Source organism: Flavobacterium johnsoniae, from assembly GCF_030388325.1.
Classification (GTDB): Bacteria; Bacteroidota; Bacteroidia; order Flavobacteriales; family Flavobacteriaceae; genus Flavobacterium; species Flavobacterium johnsoniae_C.
The window spans coordinates 4,921,039-4,945,092 of record NZ_CP103794.1 but is presented as its reverse complement, the minus strand read 5'-3'; the positions used below and the strand labels follow the sequence as shown (position 1 = coordinate 4,945,092).

Annotated in this window: 19 protein-coding genes; 11 read left to right on the top strand and 8 right to left on the bottom strand. The window is 36.5% G+C overall.

Annotated features, from left to right (window positions below):
- The first annotated feature begins 3 nt into the window (after positions 1–3).
- The 6 genes from NYQ10_RS20980 to NYQ10_RS20955 all read left to right on the top strand — a co-directional run bounded on the left by NYQ10_RS20980 (position 4) and on the right by NYQ10_RS20955 (position 10,089).
- Positions 4–1,551, top strand: coding sequence for a sulfatase family protein (locus NYQ10_RS20980; RefSeq protein ID WP_276174776.1), 1,548 nt, complete (start codon positions 4–6; stop codon positions 1,549–1,551).
- 85 nt (positions 1,552–1,636) lie between these two features.
- A complete protein-coding gene (locus NYQ10_RS20975) occupies positions 1,637–3,769 on the top strand; it encodes a glycoside hydrolase family 3 C-terminal domain-containing protein (protein ID WP_276174775.1) in 2,133 nt (710 codons plus the stop codon).
- Between the two features lie 15 nt (positions 3,770–3,784).
- Positions 3,785–4,876 (top strand): mandelate racemase/muconate lactonizing enzyme family protein, encoded by a 1,092-nt coding sequence (locus tag NYQ10_RS20970; RefSeq protein ID WP_144219280.1) that lies wholly within the window; start codon positions 3,785–3,787, stop codon positions 4,874–4,876.
- A 451-nt stretch (positions 4,877–5,327) separates the two neighbouring features.
- Positions 5,328–6,374, top strand: a complete 1,047-nt coding sequence (locus tag NYQ10_RS20965; protein ID WP_144219281.1) for an aldose epimerase family protein — start codon at positions 5,328–5,330, stop codon at positions 6,372–6,374.
- A gap of 32 nt (positions 6,375–6,406) precedes the next feature.
- On the top strand, positions 6,407–7,423 hold the full coding sequence (locus NYQ10_RS20960; RefSeq protein ID WP_144219282.1) for an L-rhamnose/proton symporter RhaT: 1,017 nt from the start codon (positions 6,407–6,409) through the stop codon (positions 7,421–7,423).
- A 113-nt stretch (positions 7,424–7,536) separates the two neighbouring features.
- Positions 7,537–10,089 (top strand): glycoside hydrolase family 2 protein, encoded by a 2,553-nt coding sequence (locus NYQ10_RS20955; RefSeq protein WP_276174774.1) that lies wholly within the window; start codon positions 7,537–7,539, stop codon positions 10,087–10,089.
- Between the two features lie 268 nt (positions 10,090–10,357).
- On the opposite strand, the gene NYQ10_RS20950 is transcribed toward NYQ10_RS20955, so the two are convergent.
- The 3 genes from NYQ10_RS20950 to NYQ10_RS20940 all read right to left on the bottom strand — a co-directional run bounded on the left by NYQ10_RS20950 (position 10,358) and on the right by NYQ10_RS20940 (position 12,195).
- Positions 10,358–10,849 carry a hypothetical protein gene (locus NYQ10_RS20950; RefSeq protein ID WP_223704650.1) on the bottom strand — a complete coding sequence of 164 codons (492 nt, stop codon included), beginning with the start codon at positions 10,847–10,849 and terminating at the stop codon, positions 10,358–10,360.
- An 11-nt stretch (positions 10,850–10,860) separates the two neighbouring features.
- A complete protein-coding gene (locus tag NYQ10_RS20945) occupies positions 10,861–11,196 on the bottom strand; it encodes a hypothetical protein (protein WP_223704651.1) in 336 nt (111 codons plus the stop codon).
- A 120-nt stretch (positions 11,197–11,316) separates the two neighbouring features.
- The gene (locus NYQ10_RS20940; protein WP_144221583.1) at positions 11,317–12,195 is read right to left on the bottom strand and encodes an AraC family transcriptional regulator; all 879 of its coding nucleotides are present in this window, start codon (positions 12,193–12,195) and stop codon (positions 11,317–11,319) included.
- Positions 12,196–12,353: 158 nt separating this feature from the next.
- Here NYQ10_RS20940 and NYQ10_RS20935 point away from each other — a divergent pair, with 158 nt between their 5' ends.
- The 5 genes from NYQ10_RS20935 to NYQ10_RS20915 all read left to right on the top strand — a co-directional run bounded on the left by NYQ10_RS20935 (position 12,354) and on the right by NYQ10_RS20915 (position 17,191).
- Positions 12,354–13,469 carry a Zn-dependent alcohol dehydrogenase gene (locus tag NYQ10_RS20935; RefSeq protein ID WP_144219286.1) on the top strand — a complete coding sequence of 372 codons (1,116 nt, stop codon included), beginning with the start codon at positions 12,354–12,356 and terminating at the stop codon, positions 13,467–13,469.
- Between the two features lie 8 nt (positions 13,470–13,477).
- On the top strand, positions 13,478–14,275 hold the full coding sequence (locus tag NYQ10_RS20930) for an alpha/beta hydrolase (RefSeq protein WP_289878081.1): 798 nt from the start codon (positions 13,478–13,480) through the stop codon (positions 14,273–14,275).
- A gap of 176 nt (positions 14,276–14,451) precedes the next feature.
- Positions 14,452–15,603, top strand: coding sequence for a cytochrome P450 (locus NYQ10_RS20925; RefSeq protein ID WP_276174773.1), 1,152 nt, complete (start codon positions 14,452–14,454; stop codon positions 15,601–15,603).
- Between the two features lie 17 nt (positions 15,604–15,620).
- Positions 15,621–15,929: a 2Fe-2S iron-sulfur cluster-binding protein gene (locus NYQ10_RS20920; RefSeq protein ID WP_144219289.1), complete on the top strand. Its 309-nt coding sequence runs from the start codon at positions 15,621–15,623 to the stop codon at positions 15,927–15,929.
- 14 nt (positions 15,930–15,943) lie between these two features.
- A complete protein-coding gene (locus tag NYQ10_RS20915) occupies positions 15,944–17,191 on the top strand; it encodes an NAD(P)/FAD-dependent oxidoreductase (RefSeq protein WP_289878080.1) in 1,248 nt (415 codons plus the stop codon).
- 109 nt (positions 17,192–17,300) lie between these two features.
- Here the strand turns inward: NYQ10_RS20915 and NYQ10_RS20910 are convergent, their stop codons facing one another.
- The 5 genes from NYQ10_RS20910 to NYQ10_RS20890 are packed head-to-tail and all read right to left on the bottom strand — an operon-like array spanning position 17,301 to position 23,774.
- Positions 17,301–17,966, bottom strand: coding sequence for a bifunctional 4-hydroxy-2-oxoglutarate aldolase/2-dehydro-3-deoxy-phosphogluconate aldolase (locus NYQ10_RS20910; protein ID WP_276174771.1), 666 nt, complete (start codon positions 17,964–17,966; stop codon positions 17,301–17,303).
- Between the two features lie 7 nt (positions 17,967–17,973).
- A complete protein-coding gene (locus NYQ10_RS20905; protein WP_144219292.1) occupies positions 17,974–18,996 on the bottom strand; it encodes a sugar kinase in 1,023 nt (340 codons plus the stop codon).
- A gap of 17 nt (positions 18,997–19,013) precedes the next feature.
- Positions 19,014–20,270: a beta-porphyranase D gene (locus NYQ10_RS20900; protein WP_223704652.1), complete on the bottom strand. Its 1,257-nt coding sequence runs from the start codon at positions 20,268–20,270 to the stop codon at positions 19,014–19,016.
- Positions 20,271–20,320: 50 nt separating this feature from the next.
- Complete coding sequence (locus tag NYQ10_RS20895; RefSeq protein ID WP_144219294.1) at positions 20,321–22,561, bottom strand: CRTAC1 family protein; 2,241 nt, start codon at positions 22,559–22,561, stop codon at positions 20,321–20,323.
- A complete protein-coding gene (locus NYQ10_RS20890) occupies positions 22,524–23,774 on the bottom strand; it encodes a T9SS type A sorting domain-containing protein (RefSeq protein WP_144219295.1) in 1,251 nt (416 codons plus the stop codon). The genes NYQ10_RS20895 and NYQ10_RS20890 overlap by 38 nt, the downstream gene beginning before the upstream one ends.
- Between the last annotated feature and the right edge of the window lie 280 nt (positions 23,775–24,054).

Here is a 24,054-nt window from a genome sequence, read left to right as displayed (position 1 = left end):
ATTATGAAAATTACCCCCTATTTAAAACTTGCAACGTTTCTTTGTTTAACAATCGCTACAACTTGCTTGGCTCAGACTAAGGTTACTAAAACAACTCGCCCCAACGTAGTTTTAATTTACCTTGATGATTTGGGTTATGGAGACTTAAGCTGTTATGGTGCTACTGCATTGCAAACACCAAATATTGATAAGTTGGCCAATGGGGGGATACTTTTCAAAAATGGTTACGCGACCTCTGCTACTTGTACTCCAAGTAGGTATGGAATCTTAACAGGGGTGTATCCTTGGCGTAATAAAGATGCCAAAATTTTACCAGGAACAGCTCCTTTGTTGATTTCTACCGAGCAAGAAACAATTGCAAAGGTTTTTCAGTCAAAAGGATATGAAACTGCCGTTATCGGAAAATGGCATTTAGGTTTAGGAACAGGAAATGTGAACTGGAATGCACACATTTCTCCTGGACCCAATGAAGTAGGTTTTGATTATTCACATATTATGGCGGCAACGCAAGATCGAGTGCCTACGGTTTATATTGAGAATGGAAATGTGGTTGGCTTAGATCCTAAAGATCCAATTGAAGTTAATTACCATAAGAATTTCCCAGGAGAACCTACAGCAATTGAAAATCCTGAATTACTAAAAATGAAATGGCACCATGGACATAACAATAGTATTGTCAATGGAATTCCTAGAATTGGTTTTATGAAAGGGGGACAATCTGCAAAATGGTCAGACGTAGATATGGCGGATCATTTTTTAGCAAAAGCGACCACTTATGTAAAAGAACACAAAAACAAACCTTTCTTTTTGTACTATGCTTTACAAGAACCTCATGTTCCTAGAACACCGCATCCTCGTTTTGTAGGTAAATCGGGTATGGGACCACGTGGCGATGTAATCCTTGAGGCCGATTGGATAATTGGTCAATTTGTAGCAAGTTTAGAAGCAGAAGGAATGTTAGAGAATACTTTGATTGTTTTTTCTAGTGATAATGGACCAGTTTTAAATGATGGATATGAAGATGATGCGGTTGAAAAATTAGGAAATCATGACCCCAAAGGAGGTTTAAGAGGAGGCAAATACAGTCTGTTAGATGCGGGTGCTCATGTTCCTTTCATCACGTATTGGAAAGGAACGATTAAGCCAAAAGTATCCGATGCCTTAGTGTGTCAAATGGATTTGATGGCTTCATTGGCAACCTTAATTGATGCAAAGGCAAGTCCAACGGATAGTCAAGATATTTTGCCTGTTTTTTTAGGAAAAAGTGATAAAGGAAGAACTTCTTTGATACTTGAAGCGAATACAAAAACATTACTGAGAAAGGGAGATTGGTTGATGATTCCACCTTATGAAGGTCCCGCTGTAATAGCCGACGTTCAGATTGAAACTGGAATGGAAAAAAGTTATCAATTATACAATGTAAAAAAAGATCCCGCTCAGAAAAATAATGTAGCAAAATCAAATCCGAAGAAATTATCAGAAATGGTGAAGGATTTTGAAAAAATGCGGGGCGATGCTTATTCTGGTGTTCAACAACTTGAGTTAAAGTAGCGCATAATTATAAAAATAGATGAAGTTTTTTAGTAAATACATTTCGAATATAATCCTTTGCGCTTGTTTAATAGCAGCATCAACGGTGAAAAGTCAGCACCAAAAATGGTTTGACGAATCATTGTCTTTTGAAAAAAGGGTTGATTTGTTGCTGAATGCAATGACTATTGATGAGAAATGTGGTCAATTTACTTCAGATACCCCTGCAATTCCTCGTTTAGGAGTTCCTGAATACAATTGGTGGAACGAAGCACTTCACGGTGTTGCCCGAAATGGAAAAGCCACTATTTTTCCGCAAGGTATTGCGATGGGCGCTACTTTTAATCCTAGTTTGATTAAAGAAGTGGCGAACGCTATTTCGGATGAAGCAAGAGCCAAGTTTCAAGTTTCAAAATCAATTGGAAATAGGGGTATTTATGCGGGATTGACTTTTTGGTCGCCCAATATCAATATTTTCAGAGACCCTCGTTGGGGTCGAGGTCAAGAAACCTATGGTGAAGATCCTTTTTTGACTTCCAAAATTGGAGTTGCTTTTGTAGAAGGTTTACAAGGTAAGGATCCTAAGTATTTTAAAACCACCGCTTGCGCAAAACATTTTGCCGTACACTCTGGACCGGAAGCATTGCGTCATAGTTTTAATGCCAATCCTTCCAAATTAGATTTGTACGAAACTTATTTACCAGCCTTTAAGTCATTGGTACAAGAAGGGAAAGTACAAGGAATCATGGGGGCTTACAATGCTGTTTATGGTGATCCTGCCAATGCAAGCAAGCTTTTGATGGATGACATCTTAAAAAAGCAATGGGGATTTGAGGGTTATATCGTATCTGATTGTGGTGCTCTAGTGGACATTATGAAAGGACACAAAAAAGTAAAAACTGTGGAGGAAGCCGCTGCACTTGCTTTAAAAACAGGAGTGAATTTGAACTGTGGTTGGGTCTATAAAAATATAAAATCGGCGCTGGATAAAGGATTAATTACCGAAGAGTTGATTAATGAGCGTTTGAAAAAACTGTTTTTAATTCGTTTTCAATTAGGTTTTTTTGACAAAGACGAAAGCAATCCATACAATACCATTGGTATTGAAGTAATCAACTCCGATGCGCATAAAGCAGTTGCCAGAAAAGCATCGCAGCAATCCATTGTACTGTTGAAAAATAAGGACAATGTATTGCCTTTGGATAAAAATATTAAAACCTTATATGTTACAGGTTCGTTCGCGGCTTCAACAGATATATTGTTGGCCAATTATTATGGATCTGCGCCCAATATGGTGACCGTTTTAGAAGGAATTACCGAGAAGGTATCTTTAGGAACTTCTGTAGAATATCGTTTGGGAGTATTGCCTTTTCAAAATAATTTAAACCCATTGAACTGGGCGGTGCAAGTGCCCAAAACAGTTGATGCAACAGTATTAGTAGCGGGTATTTCAAACGAAATTGAAGGAGAAGAAGTGGATGCTATTGCTTCGGAACACAAAGGAGACCGTAAAGATTTAAAATTACCGCAAAGTCAAATTGATTATATAAAAGCAGTAAGTAAAAACAAAAAAGGACCGCTTATCTTGGTTTTAGGAACAGGAAGTCCCGTTTCATTAGACGAAGTAGAACCTTATGTTGATGCTATTGTTTTGATGTGGTATCCAGGTGAACAAGGAGGAAATGCCGTGGCTGATGTCATTTTTGGCGATGTAGCACCTTCTGGTCACTTGCCAATTACCTTTCCAAAAAATGTGGAGCAGCTGCCTCCTTTTGATGATTATAGCATGAAAGGCAGAACCTATAAATACATGACCGAAGAACCGATGTATCCGTTTGGTTTTGGACTTTCGTACAGCACTTTAGAAATTAAAAATCCTAGCTCCTCAGAGACAATTATCAAAAAAGGAAAAAGGATTTCAGTGTCTGTAGATGTAAAAAATAGTGGGGACAAAGATTATGAAGATGTGATTCAAATGTACTTAGTACCCGAAGACACCAAAGACTTTTTGCCTTTCTATGCCTTAAAAAGTTTCCAAAGAGTACCATTAAATAAAGGAGAAACTAAAAAGCTAACATTTAACCTGACTGAAGAAGATTTAAAACAAACCAATTTAGAGGGTGAAAAAACATGGATCAAAGGAAATTATAAATTGCTAATTTCGAATGCATTACCAAGTCACAGAAGCGCCAATTTAGGAGCTGCAAAACCAGCAGAAATAAAGATAAAATTAAAATAACAAATTAAGTAACAGATGAATACTGCAATTAAAAATGTAAAAGTGCAATTATTTAAGGTGCCGTTACCTGAAATTTTAAATGATGCAAAACACGGAGATCATTCTCATTTTGAATTGGTTACCACTACAATTACACTTGAAGATGGTTCAGAAGGTACAGGATATACCTATACTGGCGGTAAAGGTGGTTACGCGATCAAAGCAATGGTAGAGCATGATTTTGCTTCGGTATTGGTGGGAAAAGATGGAACTGATATTGATGGAATTTACGACTTCATGGAATGGCACGTACATTATGTAGGTCGTGGCGGTATTGCTTCATTTGCTATTTCAACGATTGATATTGCGCTTTGGGACATTAAATGTAAAAAAGCAGGCCAGCCACTTTGGAAAATGGCAGGTGGTGAAGGCAATACGTGTAAAGCGTATTGTGGTGGAATCGATTTGCAATTTCCAATTGAAAAGCTTTTGCGCAACATGCAAGGCTACATGGATGCTGGATTTAGAGCGGTGAAAATTAAAATTGGACGTGAGAATCTTGAAGAGGATCTACAACGTATCAAAGCAGTGCGTGAATTTGTTGGTCCGGACGTAACTTTTATGGTCGATGCTAATTATTCCATGTCTAAAGAAAAAGCAATTCGCGCCATTGAAGGTTTCAAACAATACGATATTACTTGGTTTGAAGAACCAATCATCCCAGACGATTACAAAGGCTACGGCGAAATCGTTGATAAAACTGGATTTCCTTTAGCAATGGGCGAAAACTTACACACCATTCACGAATTTGAATACGCTTTTGACCAAGCAAAATTGTCTTTTATTCAGCCTGATGCTTCCAATTGTGGTGGAATTACAGGATGGTTAGCAGCGGCTAGATTAGCCGATAAACACAATATTCCTGCTTGCTCTCACGGAATGCAAGAACTACATGTAAGTTTGGTTTCTTCGCAACCCAATTCAGGTTGGTTAGAAGTACACAGTTTCCCTATAGACGAATATACTACACGTCCTTTGGTGGTAGAAAATCACAGAGCAGTAGCACCGGATTATCCCGGCACGGGTGTGATATTCAATTGGGAGAAATTAGCACCTTATAAAATGTAAATAATGTGAAGCCTAAAACGAAAGTAGACAGTCATCTTATGTTTTCATCAACTAGGAATCGGATTAAATAAAGAAAGTCGTTCGAACTTGACAGAGAGTTGCTAACTTTTGATCATAAAAACTGAATTCAATTGCCTTTAGCTTTAGCTAAAGGTTCAATTTAATTAATTAAAATGGCTTTAGCCGAAATTAGATTTTGATTAAACCCTCAATATTATCATGCAATTGAGAATAGTGTTTAAAAAGTCATCCTCAAAAATCTAATATAAATAGAACTAAAAGGAAGTTAGATAAAATCGTTTCGATTAAAAAGATTTGTTATCGAAATGTTTATTAAATCGATTTTAATCTTTGAATCAGTGGCAAAACAAAATAGTAGCTTAATTGAAAGTATAATATTGACTAGCAACTACTATTTGTAATAAAGTATTTGTATAAAAAAAAATAAAAAATGGAAGTAACTAAATCAAAATTCGGAACGCATCATAACAATGAAGTAACGCAATATACTTTGTCCAATGACAACGGAATGGTTGTAAAAATAATGGATTTTGGAGCGACAATAACTTCAATTACAGTGCCTAACAGCGATGGAAGTCATGACGAACTGGTATGTGGTTTTGAGAAGTTTGAAAGTTATTTTTCAGAAGAATACAAGAATAATGCACCTTATTTTGGATCAGTTGTCGGAAGATATTCATCGCAAATTAAGGATTCTAAATTTACTTTAAACGGAAAAGAATATTTGTTAGCCGCTAATTGTGGTAACAACAATTTACATGGAGGTGCAGTAGGTTTTGATAAGAAAATGTGGGAAAGCGAAATCCAAATGAACGGAGACAAAGTAGGGGTGAAAATGTCCCTATTAAGTACTGATTTAGAAGAAGGTTTTCCCGGAAATGTTAAAGTTTTTTGTTTTTATAGTTTGGACAATGACAATGTGTTGAGTGTCCGTTATCTAGCAAGTACAGATGCGGACACACCATTGTCGCTTACCAACCACACGTATTTTAATTTATCGGGTTTTACCAATTCGATTGAAAATCATACTGTGACTGTGGAGGCTGCAAAGAAGTTAGAAATAGACCATACCGGTGCTGCAACGGGTAAAGTAGTAGACTTAGAAGGGCAAGTAGATGATTTAAGATTTACACAAAAAATTGTTGACTTACATGCTAAAATGAATGATGGTTTTGAACATTACTTCATTTTTGATAAAAATAATTTTGAACTTGAACAAGTGGCTGAATTTCAATGTGCAGAAAAGAATCGTTCTTTAACCGTATTTACTTCAGAACCAGGAATGCTTTTTTATACAGGAAAATACACTTCGGATGCATTGCAGCGCGAGACTGGCGAGCAGTACGGAAAATATAGAGGTTTTTGTTGTGAAACACATCGTTATCCAAACGGTATGAACATCAGTAATTCACCAAAATCAATTACCAAAAAGGAAGAAGATTTTCAAAGTGAAACGATTTTTAAATTTTCCTTTTAAAAATTTAATTAACAACCAAAAAAAATAAATACATGACTGAAGGAATGTTTTTGGCAATTTTCGCCGGATTGATGTTAGGGCTTTATGCGCTACCAGAAAAATTTACAAAAGATTTTAAATATGAGAACACCTGGAGTTTATTCTTCTTGTTGACCATGTTTGTAGTTCCCATTATTGCCTCTGCATCGCTAATTACGGGTTTTTCGGAAATCTTTTTGAACATGCCAACTGAAATTTTGGTCAAAATGGCTCTAGCTAGTTTCTTATGGGGAACAGGAGTAATGATGTGGGGAAAAGCCATTAATCACATTGGTTTGTCTTTAGGTTTTTCTTTGTTTATCGGAACGATTATTTTGGTAGGATCCTTATTGCCTTTCGTTGTAGAGGGATTGCCCCCAACAAATAAATTAACACTTATTCTATCAGGACTTTTTGTAGTACTGATTGGGGTTTTTGCCAATGGTCAAGCAGGTCTTATTAGAGAAAAATTTGAAAAATCAACTGGAAAAGACGGCGCTCCTGAAAAAGGATCTATGGCTACTGGTATTATAATCGCTGTTGTAGGAGGATTATTGGCTACTGGATTTAGTTATGCCAATGCTGTCGGAAGACCTTATTTACATGAAGCTTGTCAAGCACATGGAAATGCCGAATGGATTACCGCTGTTGCAGTAATGTTTCCCATTTTCATTAGTGGAGGTGTAGTAATGACCGCTTATTTTATCGGACAATTGTCTACTAAAAAAGCGTGGGTAAATTTTAAAACTCCTGCTTTCTCTCAAAACTTCATATTAATTTTAGTAATGGCTGTTTTTCACTATGCAGCTTCAGCATTGTTTGCGTATGCCGCTTTTAAATTAGGAAGTAGCGGGAATACTGTTGGTTATGCCATATTCAATACCTCATGTGTGGTTACCGCTATTATGAGTGGTATTGTAACAGGAGAGTGGCGTAATGCCTCAGACAAAGCGAGAAATTTTTTGTATGTGGGTTTGGCTTGTATGGTAATCGGAATTGTGATTGTTGCTTTTGGAAATGGCGTAGCATAATTTAAGAGAAGCAATCATCAATGTAATTAACAGATTTTGATATTCAAAACGAAGTGTTTTTATCTCTTTTTTTGAAAATCAGTTTTATGAATTTGTTTTAATACTGTAAAGCAATGGAAAGAAAGTTAGTGAAATGTATTACTTTTTTTATAAGTTTATTTTGGATTTTAGGCAGTTACGCACAACCCAATACGACTTTGTCACTTGAAGATTCAAGTCAGCAAATGCTTGATTTAAGTGGTTATAAATGGCGATTTAAAATGATGGCACCCGGTGAAGGTGTGAAAAAAGGGCTTCATAAGTTACCTGCAGAAGATATTGAAACCTTAGTATGGAACAACGCCAAAGTGCCAGGAGATGTCTATACTGATTTATGGAAAGCAGGAGTAATTGAGGATCCGCATTTTGGAAGAAATAGTGTCAAAGCCCAATGGGTACAACAATATGAGTGGTGGTATGCTTTGCAATTCAGTATAACAGAAGGTATCGAAAACCAGATGGTAGATCTTGTTTTTGAAAGTGTTGATTACAGTTGTGAAGTCTGGCTAAATGGTCATTACTTAGGAAAGCATGAAGGGGTATTTTCTCCATTTTCTTTCAATGTCAACGACTACTTAAGAATTCATAAATGGGATTTCCTCAAAGGACGAAATATGTTGGTCGTAAAACTGGATACACCTCCTCAAGTGAATGCTTTTGTAGCGGGTAAAAAAACACCTTGGTTTGGCGATTATTGGAGAGATATTACTCCAATCGGAATTGTAGGGCCCGTAAAATTGATACGTACGGGTAAGATTCGTTTTAAAGATGTGTATGCCAATAATAAAATTAATAAAGATGGCTCAGCAGATGTAAGTCTTGAAATTACGGTGGAAAATACCAATCCAGTAGCCAAAGAATGTTCTTTTGAAGCAGTGCTGAATGGTAAAAACTTTAAAATGAAGGAAGAGAAAGTTGTTTTAAAAAAAACGATTTCCCCTGGAACGCATAAAGTAATTCAAAAAATACATCTAAAGGATGCTAAGTTATGGTGGCCTTGGGATTTAGGAGATCAAAATTTATATATCGCAAAAATAGCCATTAAAGATGGTAAACTAAATCAGGATGTTAACGAAACTACTTTTGGCATTCGTGAGGTGACTTCCAAATGGAATCCTGGTTTTGTAAAGGATGTCGATGTTAGTTTTCCGCGTTCGACTTATATAAATGGAAAGTTTCATTTCATTCGTTCGGCTTGTTGGGGTGGACCGCCAAATATTTTTGTGGGTCGCACAGAAATAAGCGATTACAAAGAGTTGATTCGTTTGGCTAAAGAAATGAATATGAATAACATTCGGATTTTCGGATGGCATCCTCCAGAAATTCCTGAGTTTTATCGATATTGTGATGAAATGGGTATGACCGTTTGGCAAGACATCATTCCGCTAGGAACAGGTAATATTCCATCGGATGAGAAAAACTTAGCTGAAATTTTTAACGAAGGAGTGAAGGTCGTTGTGGCTCGTAGAAATCATCCTTCATTAATCATGATGGAAGGTGGAGAAGAAATGATGTTCCGTACCCGTGATCCAAAATTCGGGCGACAGTTTTTGGAGCGTTTAGGTGATTCCTTGCAAGCTCATGTGAACTTGCCGTATGTCCCCGATTCACCAATGACGGATCATGTAGGACAACAAGCGGGATTTAAACCAAAAGAAGCGGTTCATGCTTTGCGTTATTTTTATGAAATGGGACGATGGTTGCACGAAGATTGGTACCAAACAAATGCAAACGGATTTCCAATTGTTCCTGAATTTGCTATTACCTCTGTGCCATCGGTAGAGAGTTTGAAAAAATTTATTCCTGAAAATGAAATGTGGCCTCCGGGATTGAGCTGGGGTCACCACTGGGCCGATTTGACGCATTTGCGTATGCAAAACTGGGATGTCTTTAATAGTGAAATGAAAGGTTCGTTGGAAGAGTTTGTCAATGCAACGCAAGATGCACAAGGAATTATTTTCCAAAACGGAATCGAACATTTCCGACGTGACAAACCAAGTTTAAGTGGTATTGCATTGTGCCATTATATCACTTATGGTCCTGATATGAAATGGGCGATTGTAGATAATTACAGAAAACCAAAAAACTCCTATTATTTTGTTCAAAAGGCTTATCAGCCCTTATTGGTAAATTTTGAATTCAAAAAACGCCGTTGGGATACTAAAGAAGCTTTTATTGGAAATATTTGGATCATTAATGATTTTTATAAAGAATATAAAGACTGTAAGGTGAAGTTTGAAATGAAAGATGACTCGGGTGCGGTGATTTCAACCAAAAATTTTGAAGTGTCAAAAATTGAGGAAAATAGTGCCAAATCGTTTTTTCCTATAAATGAAAAAGTACTGAAAACGGTAAAGTCAAAGTTCTTTGTCAATCTGGAACTGACTGATAAATTAGGAAAAGTAATCTCTAAAAATGATTATTTCTTTTTAATAGGCGACCAAAAAGAAGCCACAAAATATTTCAATGAATGGCAAAAACTGCGTTTAAAAGAAGAAAATGATAATGGAGGTTATGGTTCTTACTATCATTATTTCAAAGAGTTTACAGGCGAAGATGGAAAGAGATATGAAAGTCAAATTCAAAACCCTAGAGCTACTGGTTTTGAGAATGATAAAAATAATTAAGACTAACGATTTCCACTTTATAATATTATGAATAGAAAATTGCTTCAAGAAAAGATGAAATCTAAAAGGAGCACTCAGATTGAATTTAAAAGTAAATATAGTTGAAAAAACAAAAACGCTGACAGAGGAACTTTAAAATCCTACTATAAGCGTTTTTTTATAAGCTAGAAAAAAGATGCTAATCAAAACGAGCGAAATTTTTCAGCTTTCTTATGTATTTTTTATAATGCTTTTTTCGGTTTTAATCCACAGCTAACTTAGGACCTCGTTACCCCATATCTACTGGAATTTCTCCCGCTGCAGGTTCATATTTTCCATCAACATTTACTTCGTTCCATTCAAAGCTATTGTTTATAGAAAATGAAATAGTAATCGTTACATCTTTTGTCTCATTTACTGTAATAGCTAAAGCTTTATCAAATTTACTTGTCAGGACGCAAGAACCTTCTGGAATTGGAGAAGTTTGGTAAATTGGGTTTGGAACCGTTATGGCTCCTGCTGGTGCTTGACCATCAATAACAGTCCATAAAGCTTCAAAACCCCAATAACATTGTAGTTTATTAGCTTTTATAACTACGTTTTTACCATTTATGGTATAATTATCAATATAAGTGTTATAACCTAAAAAGCTTGTCAATATTGCATCGTATTCGGCATCATTGTAAAGTGCTTTTACTTTTCCATTTTGATAAGAAGCAGATATACGAAGCCACTCATAATTTCCCTTTTTAATATCTTTTAAAGGGATTTTTAAAAACATTTCTTCGTCTTTCACAAAATTTTCTTTGCTAAAATCAATAGCTTTTTCACCTCCTTGGTTGTTTCTTCACCTTTGTAAATAACTTCACCTTGTCCTATTAAAGTATTCGCAGTAGGGGATAGTTCTAAATAGTGAGCACTCATTTCATTCATTATAGGTGTTTGTGCCGCATTTCCTTGTGCTATAACCGAAGGGTTTCCTAAGTTGTCTAATCGAACCTGATTTTCATCAAATTTTAATTTTACAATCAAGTTGGCATTTGTTTCTGCAGTAGCATCATCTGACGAACTGCAAGAGGTAAGCGCCAGTAAAAAGGATGCAAAAAGTAGTAGGTTAATTTTTTTCATTTTTTTGATTTTGGGATTAATCGATAAAGATATTTTTTTAAAAAACTTCTAGCAAACTTTCCTGAAATTTTTCGAAATAAAATCTATGTTTCTATATGTTATAATCTTTTTTTATATTTTCTATATTTCAATAGTAGTGCCGACATCCTCTAGATGGTATTTTTTTCTAAATACTAAAGGCGAGCATTTCATGAATTTTTGAAACTGACGATAAAAAAAAGGCAAACTTTCATACCCACATTCATAGGCAATTTCGCTTACCTGTTTTTTGGTTTCAATTAGTTGTTTGCAAATTAAATTGATGCGGTACTCATTCACGAAAGTGAAAAATGACTTTCCTAAGTTTTTTTTGAAAAAGCGACAAAAGGTTTCTTCATTCATGTGCACTAAATCGGCAATTTCATTCAGACGAATTTTCTGATTGTAATTTTCTTGTATATAATTATAAATCAGATTTATTCGGTCATTTGCTTTACTGTTTAGATTAGGTACAAAACCGTCTGAACTAAGGGTTTCCACCTCTTTTATTTTGCTTAGTTCTTCTAAAAGTAGAAGTAAGGCAAGTAGTTTTTCTAGTGGTTTTTGGGTAATGATTTTTTGCAGCCGCTCGAGAATCACATCGTTTTCAATAGTGCGGAAAGAGAGTCCTTTTGAAGCATCTGATAATATCCTTTTTATAGAATGAAATTCTTTTTTCTCCAACCAATTTTCGCCCAAAACGCTATCGTCCCATTGCAATACAATCGATTGAACTCCGCCTTTTAGGTTATCATGATTTTTCCAATAATGCGGCAAATTTGTACCTAACAATACAAAATCCCTTTTTTTAAACTCCTGAACGCTATTACCAACAAAACGGGTACCTTCTCCTTTTACAATATAAGTAAGTTCATATTCAGGATGAAAATGCCAAGGTGTTTCAAAATTTTCAGCCTCATATACAAATGCGTTAAAAGAACTTTCTACCGAAGAGGGTACTTTTTCAAATAGTGCTTTCATTTTTTTTCTTCAAATATATTCAATATTGATTAGTAAAAGAAGCTTATTTAAAATTTTAGGTCAATATAAGGTATTAATTGTGCAATATTGGTACTGTGACTAATGACTATAGTATATACTTTTAACTTTTATAAAAAGATAAACTTTAAAAGTATTCTATGAGCATCAATTGTAAAGCAGCTATTGCAAAAGGAGATGGAACATTTTCTATAGAGACCATTACAGTAAATGATCCGCAAGGGGATGAGGTGATAGTAGCCATTAAAGCGGCAGGTTTGTGTCATACCGATTATGACTCCTTAAATTGGGGAAAACCAATTGTAATGGGGCATGAAGGAGCAGGAATTGTTACTGCAGTTGGGACAAATGTAAAAAGTGTACAAGTAGGTGATGCAGTGATTTTGAATTGGGCAACTCCTTGTGGAAAATGCTTTCAATGCGAGCATGAGAATGAACACATTTGCGAAAATAATTCGCCTGTAGTAGCAGGAGGAAATGGGTACACCCCCGGACATGCCCATTTGGAAGGAACAACTCTGAATGGAGTGCCAATCATTCGCTCCTTTAATATAGGAACGCTTGCTGAATATACTCTGGTAAAAGAATCGGCAGTAGTTAAAAATCCAATTCAAAACATGTCTTTTTCGGCAGCAAGTATCGTAAGTTGTGGCGTTATGACGGGTTTTGGATCTGCTGTAAATACGGCTCAGGTTACCGAAAATTCATCAGCTGTTGTGCTTGGAACAGGAGGAGTTGGTTTGAATGTAATTCAAGGATTAAAAGTGTCGAAAGCTTGTAAAATCATTGCGATTGATATCAATCAAGAGCGATTGAATATGGCGGTTGAATTTGGTGCGACTCATACCATTTTGGCCGATAAGAATGACAAAGGACTGTTACAAGCGGCTCAAAAGGTAAAAGAAATGACAGCTGGTCGTGGTGCCGATTACGCTTTTGAGTGTACTGCAATTCCAGCTTTGGGCGCTGCACCGTTGGCAATGGTTCGAAATGCTGGCACTGCTGTTCAAGTTAGCGGAATCGAACAAGAGGTTTTGATTGATATGGCCTTATTCGAATGGGATAAAAAATACATCAATCCGTTGTACGGAAAATGCAATCCGCAAAAAGATTTCCCTAAAATTATCGAACATTATCGAAAAGGAGAAATCAAATTAGACGAGATGATTACTAAAACGTATCCTCTGGAAGAATTGCAACAAGCCTTAGACGATATGTTGGCTGGAAAAAATGCAAAAGGTGTAATTACTTTTTAATTTTAGAAATGATGTCAAAATTTAGAACAACCGAAATATCCAATCCAGAATTTGAGAGCAATAACCTTCGATTCATTACGGTTAGAACCCCTAATCTGAATGGGCGAGGTGACATCTGTGTTTTTGTACCGCCTTTTGAAGATTTAAAAGACCTTCCTATTGTAACGCTAATGCATGGGGTGTATGGTAGTGCTTGGATTTGGGCGCACAAAGCAGGAGTACATTTTACAGCTTTAAAAATGATGGAAGAAGGATTGATAAAACCGATGGTAATTGCGATGCCTTCGGATGGATTATGGGGAGACGGTTCGGCATATTTACCGCACAACAATGCCCATTATGAAAAATGGATTGTCGAAGATGTGATTGATGCCGTGAGAGAAAACATCGATTGCACCAGCGAAAAATCCAAATTGTTTATCTCGGGGCTTTCGATGGGCGGGTATGGCGCTTTGCGTTTGGGAGCCAAATTTCCAGAGCGTTACCAAGCCATTACGGGACATTCTTCGATGACCAATAAAAATCAAATGCATCTTTTTGTTGAAGAAAACGAGAGCAATTTCAATCAATTTGACCCCATTAACGAAGACGTTTTAAGTTTGATTATAAAAAATAAAAAGCAATTGCCACCCATACGTTTTGATTGTGGCAAAGAGGATTTACTCATCGAATACAATCGGAATCTGCATAAAGGTTTAACAGATGCCAATATAAACCATCAATACCAAGAATTTGAAGGCGCACACGAATGGCCATACTGGCAAGAACACATCAAAGACAGTTTGTTGTTTTTTAATGGGTTCTAAAAACTGAAAATAGACTTAAGAAGCTGAGTTTAATGATCAGTATGAAAAGTTTAGTACTAATAAATAATGTTAGTTAATGTTCCTGCAAGGTCTTTTTCGAGACGTTGTAGGTGTGTTGTCATCAGCATTTAAAACGTACCAGGTTGAAAAAAAAGATACTAATAAAAATATAAAAGATGAAAAATAGTGAGTTTAACGATCCATTTGAAGAAGCACGTGTAAACCAAGGTTTTGGAGAAATGGACGATCAAAATGATCCTGTAACCATGCTATTGCGTCACAAAGATGTGCGCAAAGGAGCTCACGACTGGAAAACCTTTCAATCAGGGGCGGTACCAGGTCGTATTGTGATTCCTTCAGAAGTGAACATCAGAACAACACGTCAGATTCCGTTTGAAGTAGATCCGCCGCAACATAAAGACTTTAGAGCTATTTTGGATCCTTGGTTCAAAAGACCTTTAGAGGAAGAATACCAAGCCAAATTAAAAGAGCAAATTAGTGCTTTAGTTGATGAGGTTTTAGCCAAAGATTCGGTAGATGTAATCAGTGAATTTTCATTAAAACTACAGTCAAGAGCCTTGACTTTATTACTAAATACGCCTTATGAAGAAGCTGACTTATGGATTTCATGGGGAACTCACGTTTTTCGTAGTGAAGGAGAAGCCTTAGATGGTGCTAAAGCGGCTATTTTGTATGATTATATCGATGGCCGAATTGATGAAGCCATTGCCAAGAATGGAGAAGATTTGTATTCAGTATTACTGAATGCTGTAGTTGATGGCAAAAAATTAACAAAAGAAGAAGTGAAAGGCGTGATGATTTTGACGTTTGCAGGTGGCCGTGATACGGTAATCAATGCGGTGTCAAATTCCATTGCTTATTTTGCAGAGCACCCAAAGTCATTAGATCGTTTGCGTGTAGAACCCGAAATAAGAAACAAAGCTATTGAAGAGTTGATTCGCTATTTTGCGCCATTAACTCAGATGGGAAGAGTAGCCAAAACTGATTCTGCTGTTTGTGAACATGCTATAAAAGCAGATACAAGAGCTTCTTTGTGTTGGGCGTCTGCAAATCGAGATGCCACTGTTTTTGAAAATCCAAATGAAGTGGTTTTAGATCGTAAAATGAACCCGCATTTGAGCTTCGGATTCGGGACACACAACTGTTTGGGAGCAACCCACGCTCGTACAATTATGAAAATAGCGGTGGAAGTATTAACGGAAAAAGTGAGCACTATGGAAATTGTGAGTGCCGAAGAAAATATCGAAGATTTAGGTGATTTCAAACGTAAAGTTGGCTTTCACCGCTTACAAGTAAAATTTAATTAATTAAAAAAATAAAGAAAATGGCAAAAATAACTTTTATCACTAGCGATGATGAAACAATAACTTTAGAAGGAACATCGGGTAGCGTAATGGCACTTGCAGTTGACAATGGTATCAAAGGAATCGATGGTGATTGCGGAGGGGTATGTTCGTGTGCTACTTGTCACGTACATGTTTTACCAGAACATGTTTCAAAAACGGGAACCGCTAGCGAAATTGAAACGGATATGCTAGAATTAGATGATGATGCGGATGAATTCAGCCGTTTGTGTTGTCAATTAGAAATTACCGAAGCGTTGGACGGAGTAGTGCTTCGTGTGGCTAAATAATTAAAAAATGTTGTATGTCTGAAACTAAGAAACCAATTTGTGTGATTATAGGAGCGAGCCATGGCGGCGTAAATTGTGCTACGGCTATACGAAAAGAAGGCTGGGAAGGCGACATATTGCTTTTTGATGCCGATCCTGTGTTGCCATACCATCGCCCACCCTTGTCTAAGGCCTATTTGACAAGTGATGATGGTATTGATAAGAATGTTTTAAAATCAGCAGAAAGCTACCAAAAAGAAGACATCACCTTGAATTTGGGGGTAAAGGTGGTCGCAATACATGCAAAAGAGCAAACCATTACTTTGGAAGACGGAACGCAACAGTCTTATGATCAATTGGTTTTGGCTACGGGAGCAAGACCAATTGTACCGCCAATTGAAGGATTAGCAACTGCTCAAAATGTATTTCCTTTGCGTACCGCTGCGCACGTTGCTTCTATCAAAAAGGGCATCAATGCGAGCGCTACCAAACGTGTTGTTGTGATTGGTGGAGGTTATATCGGACTAGAAACGGCTGCTTCCTTAAAAAAATTAGGTGCTCAGGTGGTGGTATTGGAACGTGAATCTCGAATTTTAGCACGAGTGACTGCTCCAGAAATGTCTAGTTTTTTTCATGAGTTGCATCATCAAAATGGGGTAGAAGTGCTTACGGCTAAAAATGTAAGCGCAATTGAAAATAATGACGCTTCAAACGTAGTGGTTTGTACCGATGGTTCTCGTTATCCAGCGGATATGATTATTGTGGGTGTAGGTATTTTGGTAAATAAAGAATTGGCAGAACAAGCAGGAATCAAAATTGAAAATGGGATAATAGTCAATGAAAAGGCGCAAACCAGTGAGGCCAATATTTATGCAATTGGTGATTGTACGTATCATTTTAACCCGCATTACAACCGCTTTATCCGTTTAGAATCGGTTCAAAATGCCGTAGATCAGTCCAAAATCGCGGCTGCTGCAATATGTGGAGGTGCTTCGGTTTACGACACCATTCCATGGTTTTGGTCGGATCAGTACGATCTCAAATTACAAATGGTTGGTCTGTCACAAGGCTATACCGAGGTCGTGGTTAGAAAAGAAGATAAGCCCAATAGTTTTTCAGTTTGGTACTTTAATGAAGATACTTTATTGTCCGTAGATGCGGTTAATAATGCCAAGGCTTATGTATTAGGTACAAAAGCTATTAAGCAGAAAATTAAAATTGATAAATGGAAATTATTTGATAGTACCTCTATTTTAAAGTTAGATACTATTGTAGCGGACTAGATTGGAACTAAAAAAGCGAATATTCAAAAAAATAAAACGAGTTATAAAGTAGAAAAGAGACTGTGAATAAAATAATTTTATCACAATCTCTTTTTATATTTAGATATAATTATTTTAACTTCGAAATAATTTCAATAACTTCTTTAACTTTTTCAGTTAATTCCTTAAAATCTTTATTTGCCACAATCTCTTTAGTTATTAATTGGGATCCCATTCCTACACAAGTTACTCCAGCGTTAAACCATGAAGTCAGATTTTCAGCTGTTGGATGTACTCCTCCAGTTGGCATAATAGATGTCCAAGGTTGTGGACCTTTAATTCCTTTTATAAATTCAGGTCCATAAATATCGCCCGGAAAAAGTTTAACGATTTCGCAACCTAATTCTTCTGCTTTTGTTATTTCTGTAAGTGTTCCGCACCCAGGAGACCATAAAACTTTGCGTCGGTTACAAACTATTACAATATCCTCACGTAATACTGGAGTTACAATAAAATTTGCGCCAAGTTGCATGTATAACGAGGCAGCTGCAGCATCGGTTACGGAGCCAACCCCCATTATCATTCCAGGTAATTCTTTAATTGCATACTTGGTAAGTTCGCCAAAAATTTCGTGCGCAAAATCGCCACGAGCTGTAAATTCCAGCAAACGTGCACCACCATCATAACACGCTTTTAAAATATTCTTACTTAATTCGATATCATTACTGAAAAATAGTGGAATCATTCCAGTATTTTTCATCGCTTGAGCTACTTCAATTCGGGTATATTGTGCCATATTTATATTATCTTGATACTTTTCCTGTAAAATCACCTCCAATTAATTTTTCAACTTCTTCAAGTGTTACTAAGTTATAGTCGCCTGCAATAGTATGTTTCAGACAGCAGGCTGCTACAGCAAAATTAAGGGCTCTTTGTTTGTTTAGTGGTTCTTCATTTAATCCATAAATTAAGCCTCCCATAAAAGCATCACCACTTCCAACACGATCTACAACCGGAGTTACATCTTGAACGTCTGCATCATAAATTGTATTTCCATCGTATAAAATTCCTCCTATACGTTGATGAGAAGCACTTACAGAATAGCGCAATGTGGTTGCCATAAATTTTAACGACGGAATTAGTTTAAAAATGGTATCATACAGCACGGGCAGTGATTCCTGATTTTGATAATCCGGATTCATTTGTGGTAGGCCCAGCATGAAATTTGCAGTGTCTAGATCTCCTAAAATTACGTTGCAATATTGCAGAATTTTAGGCATAACTTCTTTTGGATGTTTACCATATTTCCAAAGTTTTGATCTGTAGTTTAAATCACAAGAAATTGTTAAGCCCATATCTTTTGCAATTTCCAAAGCCTCAACACAAGCCTCAGCGGCACTTTCAGATAGGGAAGGAGTAATGCCACTCCAGTGAAACCAAGTGGCATCTTTTAGAATTTCTTTCCAGTCAATCATTCCTTTTTTTAAAGTTGACATTCCACTATTTTCGCGATCGTAAACAATATTACTGGCTCTTGTACTAGTTCCTGTTTCTAGAAAATAAATCCCAATTCGATCACCATCCAAGAGCACATTCTGACAGCCGACATTAAGTTTTCTCATCTCTTTTAGTGCACAATTACCTAATTCATTATTTGGTAATCGTGTAATATATTCTGTATTCAGACCATAATTTGCCAGAGATACAGAAACATTAAATTCTCCACCGCCATAAGTAGCTTTATACGATTCTGCTTGTGAGAACCTTAAATGTCTTTCCGTTGAAAGACGCAGTAAAATTTCACCGAAAGTGACTATTTTTGTCATTTTAATTTATAGTTTAATTATTTGCTTTTTAAATTAATAATCAATGTACTAGAATCAATATCAACAGGATCTTTAGTGTTCAATGGTCGAATTATAGCCAATAATGAATATCCAGATTTTGGTTCAAGTTTTTTATCTATTCTCATATCGTATTCTAAATTAGCATAACCAGTGTAGGCAATGAATTTAGTTTCTTTAATTAGTTTTCCTTCAGGATCGGATAGTTTTAGTAGTATTTCACGATCTTCAATGGCCTTATATTGTATTGGGATTTTTAAAATTGTTTTAGAAACTAAGTTTATAATAGCCACGTGAAAAAGAATTTGTTCATTAAAAAGAGGGATAACCGGTTCGTTGTTAGAAGACGGAATTGGCATATTAGCCTCTACCAATTTATAAGCGCGTACCCAATCATAATAAACGGTATTTTTTGTTGGATCTGCTAATTCAGCATCATTTGGCAACTCAATCCAAGGAAAAGGGTAGGTTTCTGATACCAGACGCATGTGCATTGGTCTGTCAAACGGTTTTTTGTTTATTTCGGAATAAAATTTTTGATGTTTTGGTTCACCATTATTGTAGTAATAACTTGCTGTTTGTTCATCGCGCCACCATCCACCATACACATTAAAATTTTCAGAAGATAATTCCGCATTTTGAAAAACAACTTGAGGAGCGCGGTAATCATGAACCTCTCCATTGCAGTCTGTGTACCAATAATGAGAGTTAGAATGCATTCCATTGGCAAAATAACTGCCTTCAAAAGGTCCATTTCTGCCAATAGATTCATGAATATCCCATTCTAAACTGTATTTGTCACACTCTTTTAGACTTTTCGTTTTTCCATTGGTAGAAAACCAAAAAGTAGCCGACATAGTGGTAGCCGCAGCCTTAATTCGGGATTCATAGTACCCAAATAACACTGTTTTTTTGGAGACAACCGCTCCGCCTGCGATAGTAAATTTTTCTTCCCCGTTGGCGTTTTTGATAAGGGTGTCTTTTTTCATTTTTTCCCCTTTAATTTGTAAAAAACCATCTTTTACGGAAACCTGAGAAGCCAGAAACAAGCCAGGAACTCTGCCTTTCCATTGCGGATGGTAATCAAACCATTTGGTTGTATCAATTTGCGTTCCGTTAAACTCATCTGAAAGCTCGGGATTTAGAACCCATCTTTTCCCCAAGGGCGGTTCTGGAGGACCAGATGTTATCGTTTGAGATTGAACCCAATGTAAATTAGCAAACGCCAATAGTATCATTATTCTTTTTATAGACATCATTTATATTTTTAGGATAATTGTGTTTTTTAATCTAGTTGTTAAATGATTCACGGAGTAGTATAAACTTGGTTTACCTTTAAATTTTTTGCAGTATAAGTCTCGCCATTTCTCCATCGAACGGTGATGCTTTTAATTGTTTCGTCATCACCTAGACCAAAATGTACGGTATTCAATAAACTTTGCGAAAATACTTCTCCTGATGATCCTACTCTTTTGGTATAGCTTTTAGAGGGTGTAGTGACCGTTACAGTAGCAGACATCGGATCAATATGATGCAAATCGGAATAATTTACGCGAACTAGCACATAGTTTTTATTCTGGATCAAACTATTGTCATACAGATACCATTTTCCATAATTATCGCTTCCGTTTAGTAAATCGATATTTCCGTCAAGGTTAAAATCAAAAGCTTGCCCCATATCCCCATGTCCAGGATCATTAGGGTCATGAGCATTATGAAGCGTTGTAGTTTCAAATTGCCCCTTTCCGTTATTTAGCAAAAGCCAATCACTCACGCTCGATTTCAAAAAGCCAAACCTATATACGAACAAATCAATATGACTGTCATTATTAAAATCGGCTGCAACCACCCCTTGATTATTTCCTCCCAAAGGTACATTCCACTTGGTGGTAACATCGGTAAAATGATTATTGTCGTTTCTAAATAATACATCCTGAACATTTCTGTTTTGCGGTGTCCATTCTGGATGTACAGATTGAACTCCATCAATAGATATTCTAATTTCCCAATAGATATTGCCGTTTCTAACAGATTCCAATCGCCATTTGTTGTTGCCTAAATAACCAAGATACCAACCATTTTCTTTTCTTTCATTCGGCCATCCTTTGGCCATTTCTGGGGTTACTTTTATGGTGTCCTTTTCCTGAACGTCCAGGATCTCTTTTTTGGAAGCGCCTAAGTGCAAAGGAAATCCATCATTATACATACGATACCATAAAAATATACCCGATAAGGTAATGTGACCCGGAGCCTCAAAGTCGATGCTGGTAATGCCTTTGTTGCCTTCGTCTCGCATATCCATACGTTTGGTAATAGGGTTGTAATCCAAAGATTTATTGGCTATTTCGTAGCTAGGTTTTCCTCTACTTAAATAAATATCCATGTCTCCATCATTGTCAATATCTATTTCGCATGCCCCGGTAATCAAATCTGTTTTTTGAAGATTTTCGGGTACCCATTGCTTGGTAACATCAGTAAAGGTTAAATCGCCATTGCCAACCCAAACCGATATAGGCGAAAACAGAATTAAGTCGTCTTTTTGATCTCCATTAATATCCGTCACTAAAACGCGTTCGGCATTGGCACCTTCAATTGCTTTACTATGTGCAATCTTGAAATGACCATTTCCTATGTTTGTGTATATAATTTGTTGACTTCCGGAACTACTATTAATTCCTTCGGCATTGATAAGTAATAAATCCAAATCGCCATCCAAATCCATATCGATCCATCGAACTGCTCTACCGCGTGAGCCGTGTGTAATTCCGGCTTCGATCGAAACTTCTGTAAATTTTCCATTGTCATTGCGTAGTAAATGAGGCGGTTGTGGGTCAGTTCCATTACCACCGCCTTGTGCAATAATAATATCCACATCGCCATCATTGTCATAGTCGCCGACTGCAGAACCGTGTATGTCCCATTGCTTGAGTATTTCGGAATGTTCTTGAACTTTGTTGTTTCCGAGATTCCAAAAAAGTTTGGCAGGCACTTTGTCGTGGTTGTTTAAAACAAAATCATACAAACCATCATTATTCAAATCACCCACCGATGGACCGCCGTATTTCCAAGTATATTCTGTCTTTAATCCAGATTCATCCGAAATGTCTTTAAATTGCGGGATAGCTGGAATGTCTGTAGCGTTAAATTTTATATCCAAAAGGGTGATCTCACCACCTTGTTTGAGTATTTTAATTTTCTTTTCTCCCTCTGTTTTAAAATCGACTAATGCGTTTACAGTAACAATACCAGCGTTCGGAATATCAATATTGTCTACCAAAATTTGGCTATCACAAACTAAGGATAAGTTAGAATAGTTATTTTTGGAATCTACTTTCAGGTGGACTATCCGTTCCGTTTTTCCTTCTACTGTATATTGGATTTCTACCGGTTCGTTATGAACAGCTATAGGAGTTTTTAATGTTTGATTAGTGGTACTCGAGCAGCTATTTAATAAAAGTGAAAGAGTTAGGGTCAGGAGTGTTTGGTGGGTTAGATTGATGAATTTCATTTTATTCTTTAATAATTTTTTGAGTAACAGTAGTGCCATCTTCCCAATTGATTTGTGCAAAATACATTCCAGCGCTTAAGTTTTTGGTAGCAATAGTAGCATTGGTATTATTGATTTTTTCAACCAACAATTTAGTTCCGCTCAAACTGTAAATTTGAACAGTGCTTATGTTTTTTTCTGATTTTACTTGAATAGAATCTTTAAAAGGATTTGGAAATAGCATCAATTTTTTTTCTTCAATCTTGGCATCTTGTTTCCCTAAATTTGGATCGGTCACAGGTTTGTAAATTCGAATCCAATCGATATTGAAATTATGATTGTCAAAATTTGTAATTTCTTCATCAGTAGGAGTACGTCCTTTACAGGCATTCCAGTTTTGATCTTCCATATTAATAATGATATCCATTTCTTTTACCAGTCCCGTGCGTGTAGCGGCAGTTCTTGGAGTAGCTGTTGAGGTATAGTTTAATGGGTCTATTCCGTCTTTGCCGTTCACAGTATCTAGATTGTCCATTACCTTGACTAATTGACCATCCAAGTAGTATTCTAACCGAGTTGGACTAGCCCAGTACACACCAAGACGAATCCATTTGTCTGTCCAATAGGTTTTTGTAGCTCCCGTGTACCATGTGCTGGCATCGGTAGGCTGATAATCCAAAAACGGACTTCTAATAAATACATGGTGACTTAAATGCAAACGTTGTGCTAGCCAATCATTTCTAGTTGCTTTTCCGCCGTATGCTTCCAGGATATCGATTTCTTGGGTGTCATCTGGACTAAGCATCCAAATATCAGAAGCCATAACTGCATTTGCGATTTTAAAACGCGCTTCTACATATACAGGGTACTTTACCCTTGTTTTCGATGTAATGCAGCCCGCTCTTGTAGCCGCCATAGTCCAGCTTTCGGCAATATTATCTCCATCACAATCTACAGTAAAAGTCTTAGTTTCATTTGCCTGTCTAGTTGCAAAAACATGCAGATTTCCTCCGCTAACGGTAGTATTCTCATACCTCCATTTTGTAGGCCCTGGACCATCCCAAGTGTTGTGATAAAAGTTAGTCCACTTTCCGCCAATCGTTGCTTGATTAGTGGACGCTTCATAGGTGTAATTAAAATCATCAGACTGTGGCTGAATTTTCCAAATTTTTCCTGTTCCAGCATTTGCAGGAACGGGAATGCCATTCCAATCTTGACTGTATAAAAACGGAGACATACATAAAGTAAGCAGTACAATTAATTTTAGTTTCATTATTCTTTGTTTAAATAATTATAATCTTTTTTTGGTCCCGCAATTTACTTTTTCAAAGTGTAGGTCAATGTTTAGGGGACTAGATATAAACTGAACAATAGGAATAATTTGTACAAAATGAATTAAAGGTTTTCAGTGTAAAACTGGATTGCTACTGGTTACCTTGCCATAGAGGAATTTTATATCTTTAGAGTTAGTAGCTTATAATAAGTCTTTATTTAAAATCAATAGTATTCTAAACACCTATACTTTTAATGTAATATAATAAGATTAAAAAAAT

Excerpts from the sequence above, each read along its gene's own strand:
- NYQ10_RS20890 (WP_144219295.1), bottom strand. The coding sequence starts at position 23,774 with ATGAAACTAAAATTAATTGTACTGCTTACTTTATGTATGTCTCCGTTT.
- NYQ10_RS20925 (WP_276174773.1), top strand. The coding sequence starts at position 14,452 with ATGAAAAATAGTGAGTTTAACGATCCATTTGAAGAAGCACGTGTAAAC.
- NYQ10_RS20970 (WP_144219280.1), top strand. The coding sequence starts at position 3,785 with ATGAATACTGCAATTAAAAATGTAAAAGTGCAATTATTTAAGGTGCCG.
- NYQ10_RS20930 (WP_289878081.1), top strand. The coding sequence starts at position 13,478 with ATGATGTCAAAATTTAGAACAACCGAAATATCCAATCCAGAATTTGAG.
- NYQ10_RS20910 (WP_276174771.1), bottom strand. The coding sequence starts at position 17,966 with ATGGCACAATATACCCGAATTGAAGTAGCTCAAGCGATGAAAAATACT.
- NYQ10_RS20920 (WP_144219289.1), top strand. The coding sequence starts at position 15,621 with ATGGCAAAAATAACTTTTATCACTAGCGATGATGAAACAATAACTTTA.
- NYQ10_RS20965 (WP_144219281.1), top strand. The coding sequence starts at position 5,328 with ATGGAAGTAACTAAATCAAAATTCGGAACGCATCATAACAATGAAGTA.
- NYQ10_RS20900 (WP_223704652.1), bottom strand. The coding sequence starts at position 20,270 with ATGTCTATAAAAAGAATAATGATACTATTGGCGTTTGCTAATTTACAT.
- NYQ10_RS20980 (WP_276174776.1), top strand. The coding sequence starts at position 4 with ATGAAAATTACCCCCTATTTAAAACTTGCAACGTTTCTTTGTTTAACA.
- NYQ10_RS20955 (WP_276174774.1), top strand. The coding sequence starts at position 7,537 with ATGGAAAGAAAGTTAGTGAAATGTATTACTTTTTTTATAAGTTTATTT.
- NYQ10_RS20935 (WP_144219286.1), top strand. The coding sequence starts at position 12,354 with ATGAGCATCAATTGTAAAGCAGCTATTGCAAAAGGAGATGGAACATTT.
- NYQ10_RS20895 (WP_144219294.1), bottom strand. The coding sequence starts at position 22,561 with ATGGCACTACTGTTACTCAAAAAATTATTAAAGAATAAAATGAAATTC.
- NYQ10_RS20915 (WP_289878080.1), top strand. The coding sequence starts at position 15,944 with ATGTCTGAAACTAAGAAACCAATTTGTGTGATTATAGGAGCGAGCCAT.
- NYQ10_RS20940 (WP_144221583.1), bottom strand. The coding sequence starts at position 12,195 with ATGAAAGCACTATTTGAAAAAGTACCCTCTTCGGTAGAAAGTTCTTTT.
- NYQ10_RS20960 (WP_144219282.1), top strand. The coding sequence starts at position 6,407 with ATGACTGAAGGAATGTTTTTGGCAATTTTCGCCGGATTGATGTTAGGG.
- NYQ10_RS20950 (WP_223704650.1), bottom strand. The coding sequence starts at position 10,849 with ATGTTTTTAAAAATCCCTTTAAAAGATATTAAAAAGGGAAATTATGAG.
- NYQ10_RS20945 (WP_223704651.1), bottom strand. The coding sequence starts at position 11,196 with ATGAAAAAAATTAACCTACTACTTTTTGCATCCTTTTTACTGGCGCTT.
- NYQ10_RS20905 (WP_144219292.1), bottom strand. The coding sequence starts at position 18,996 with ATGACAAAAATAGTCACTTTCGGTGAAATTTTACTGCGTCTTTCAACG.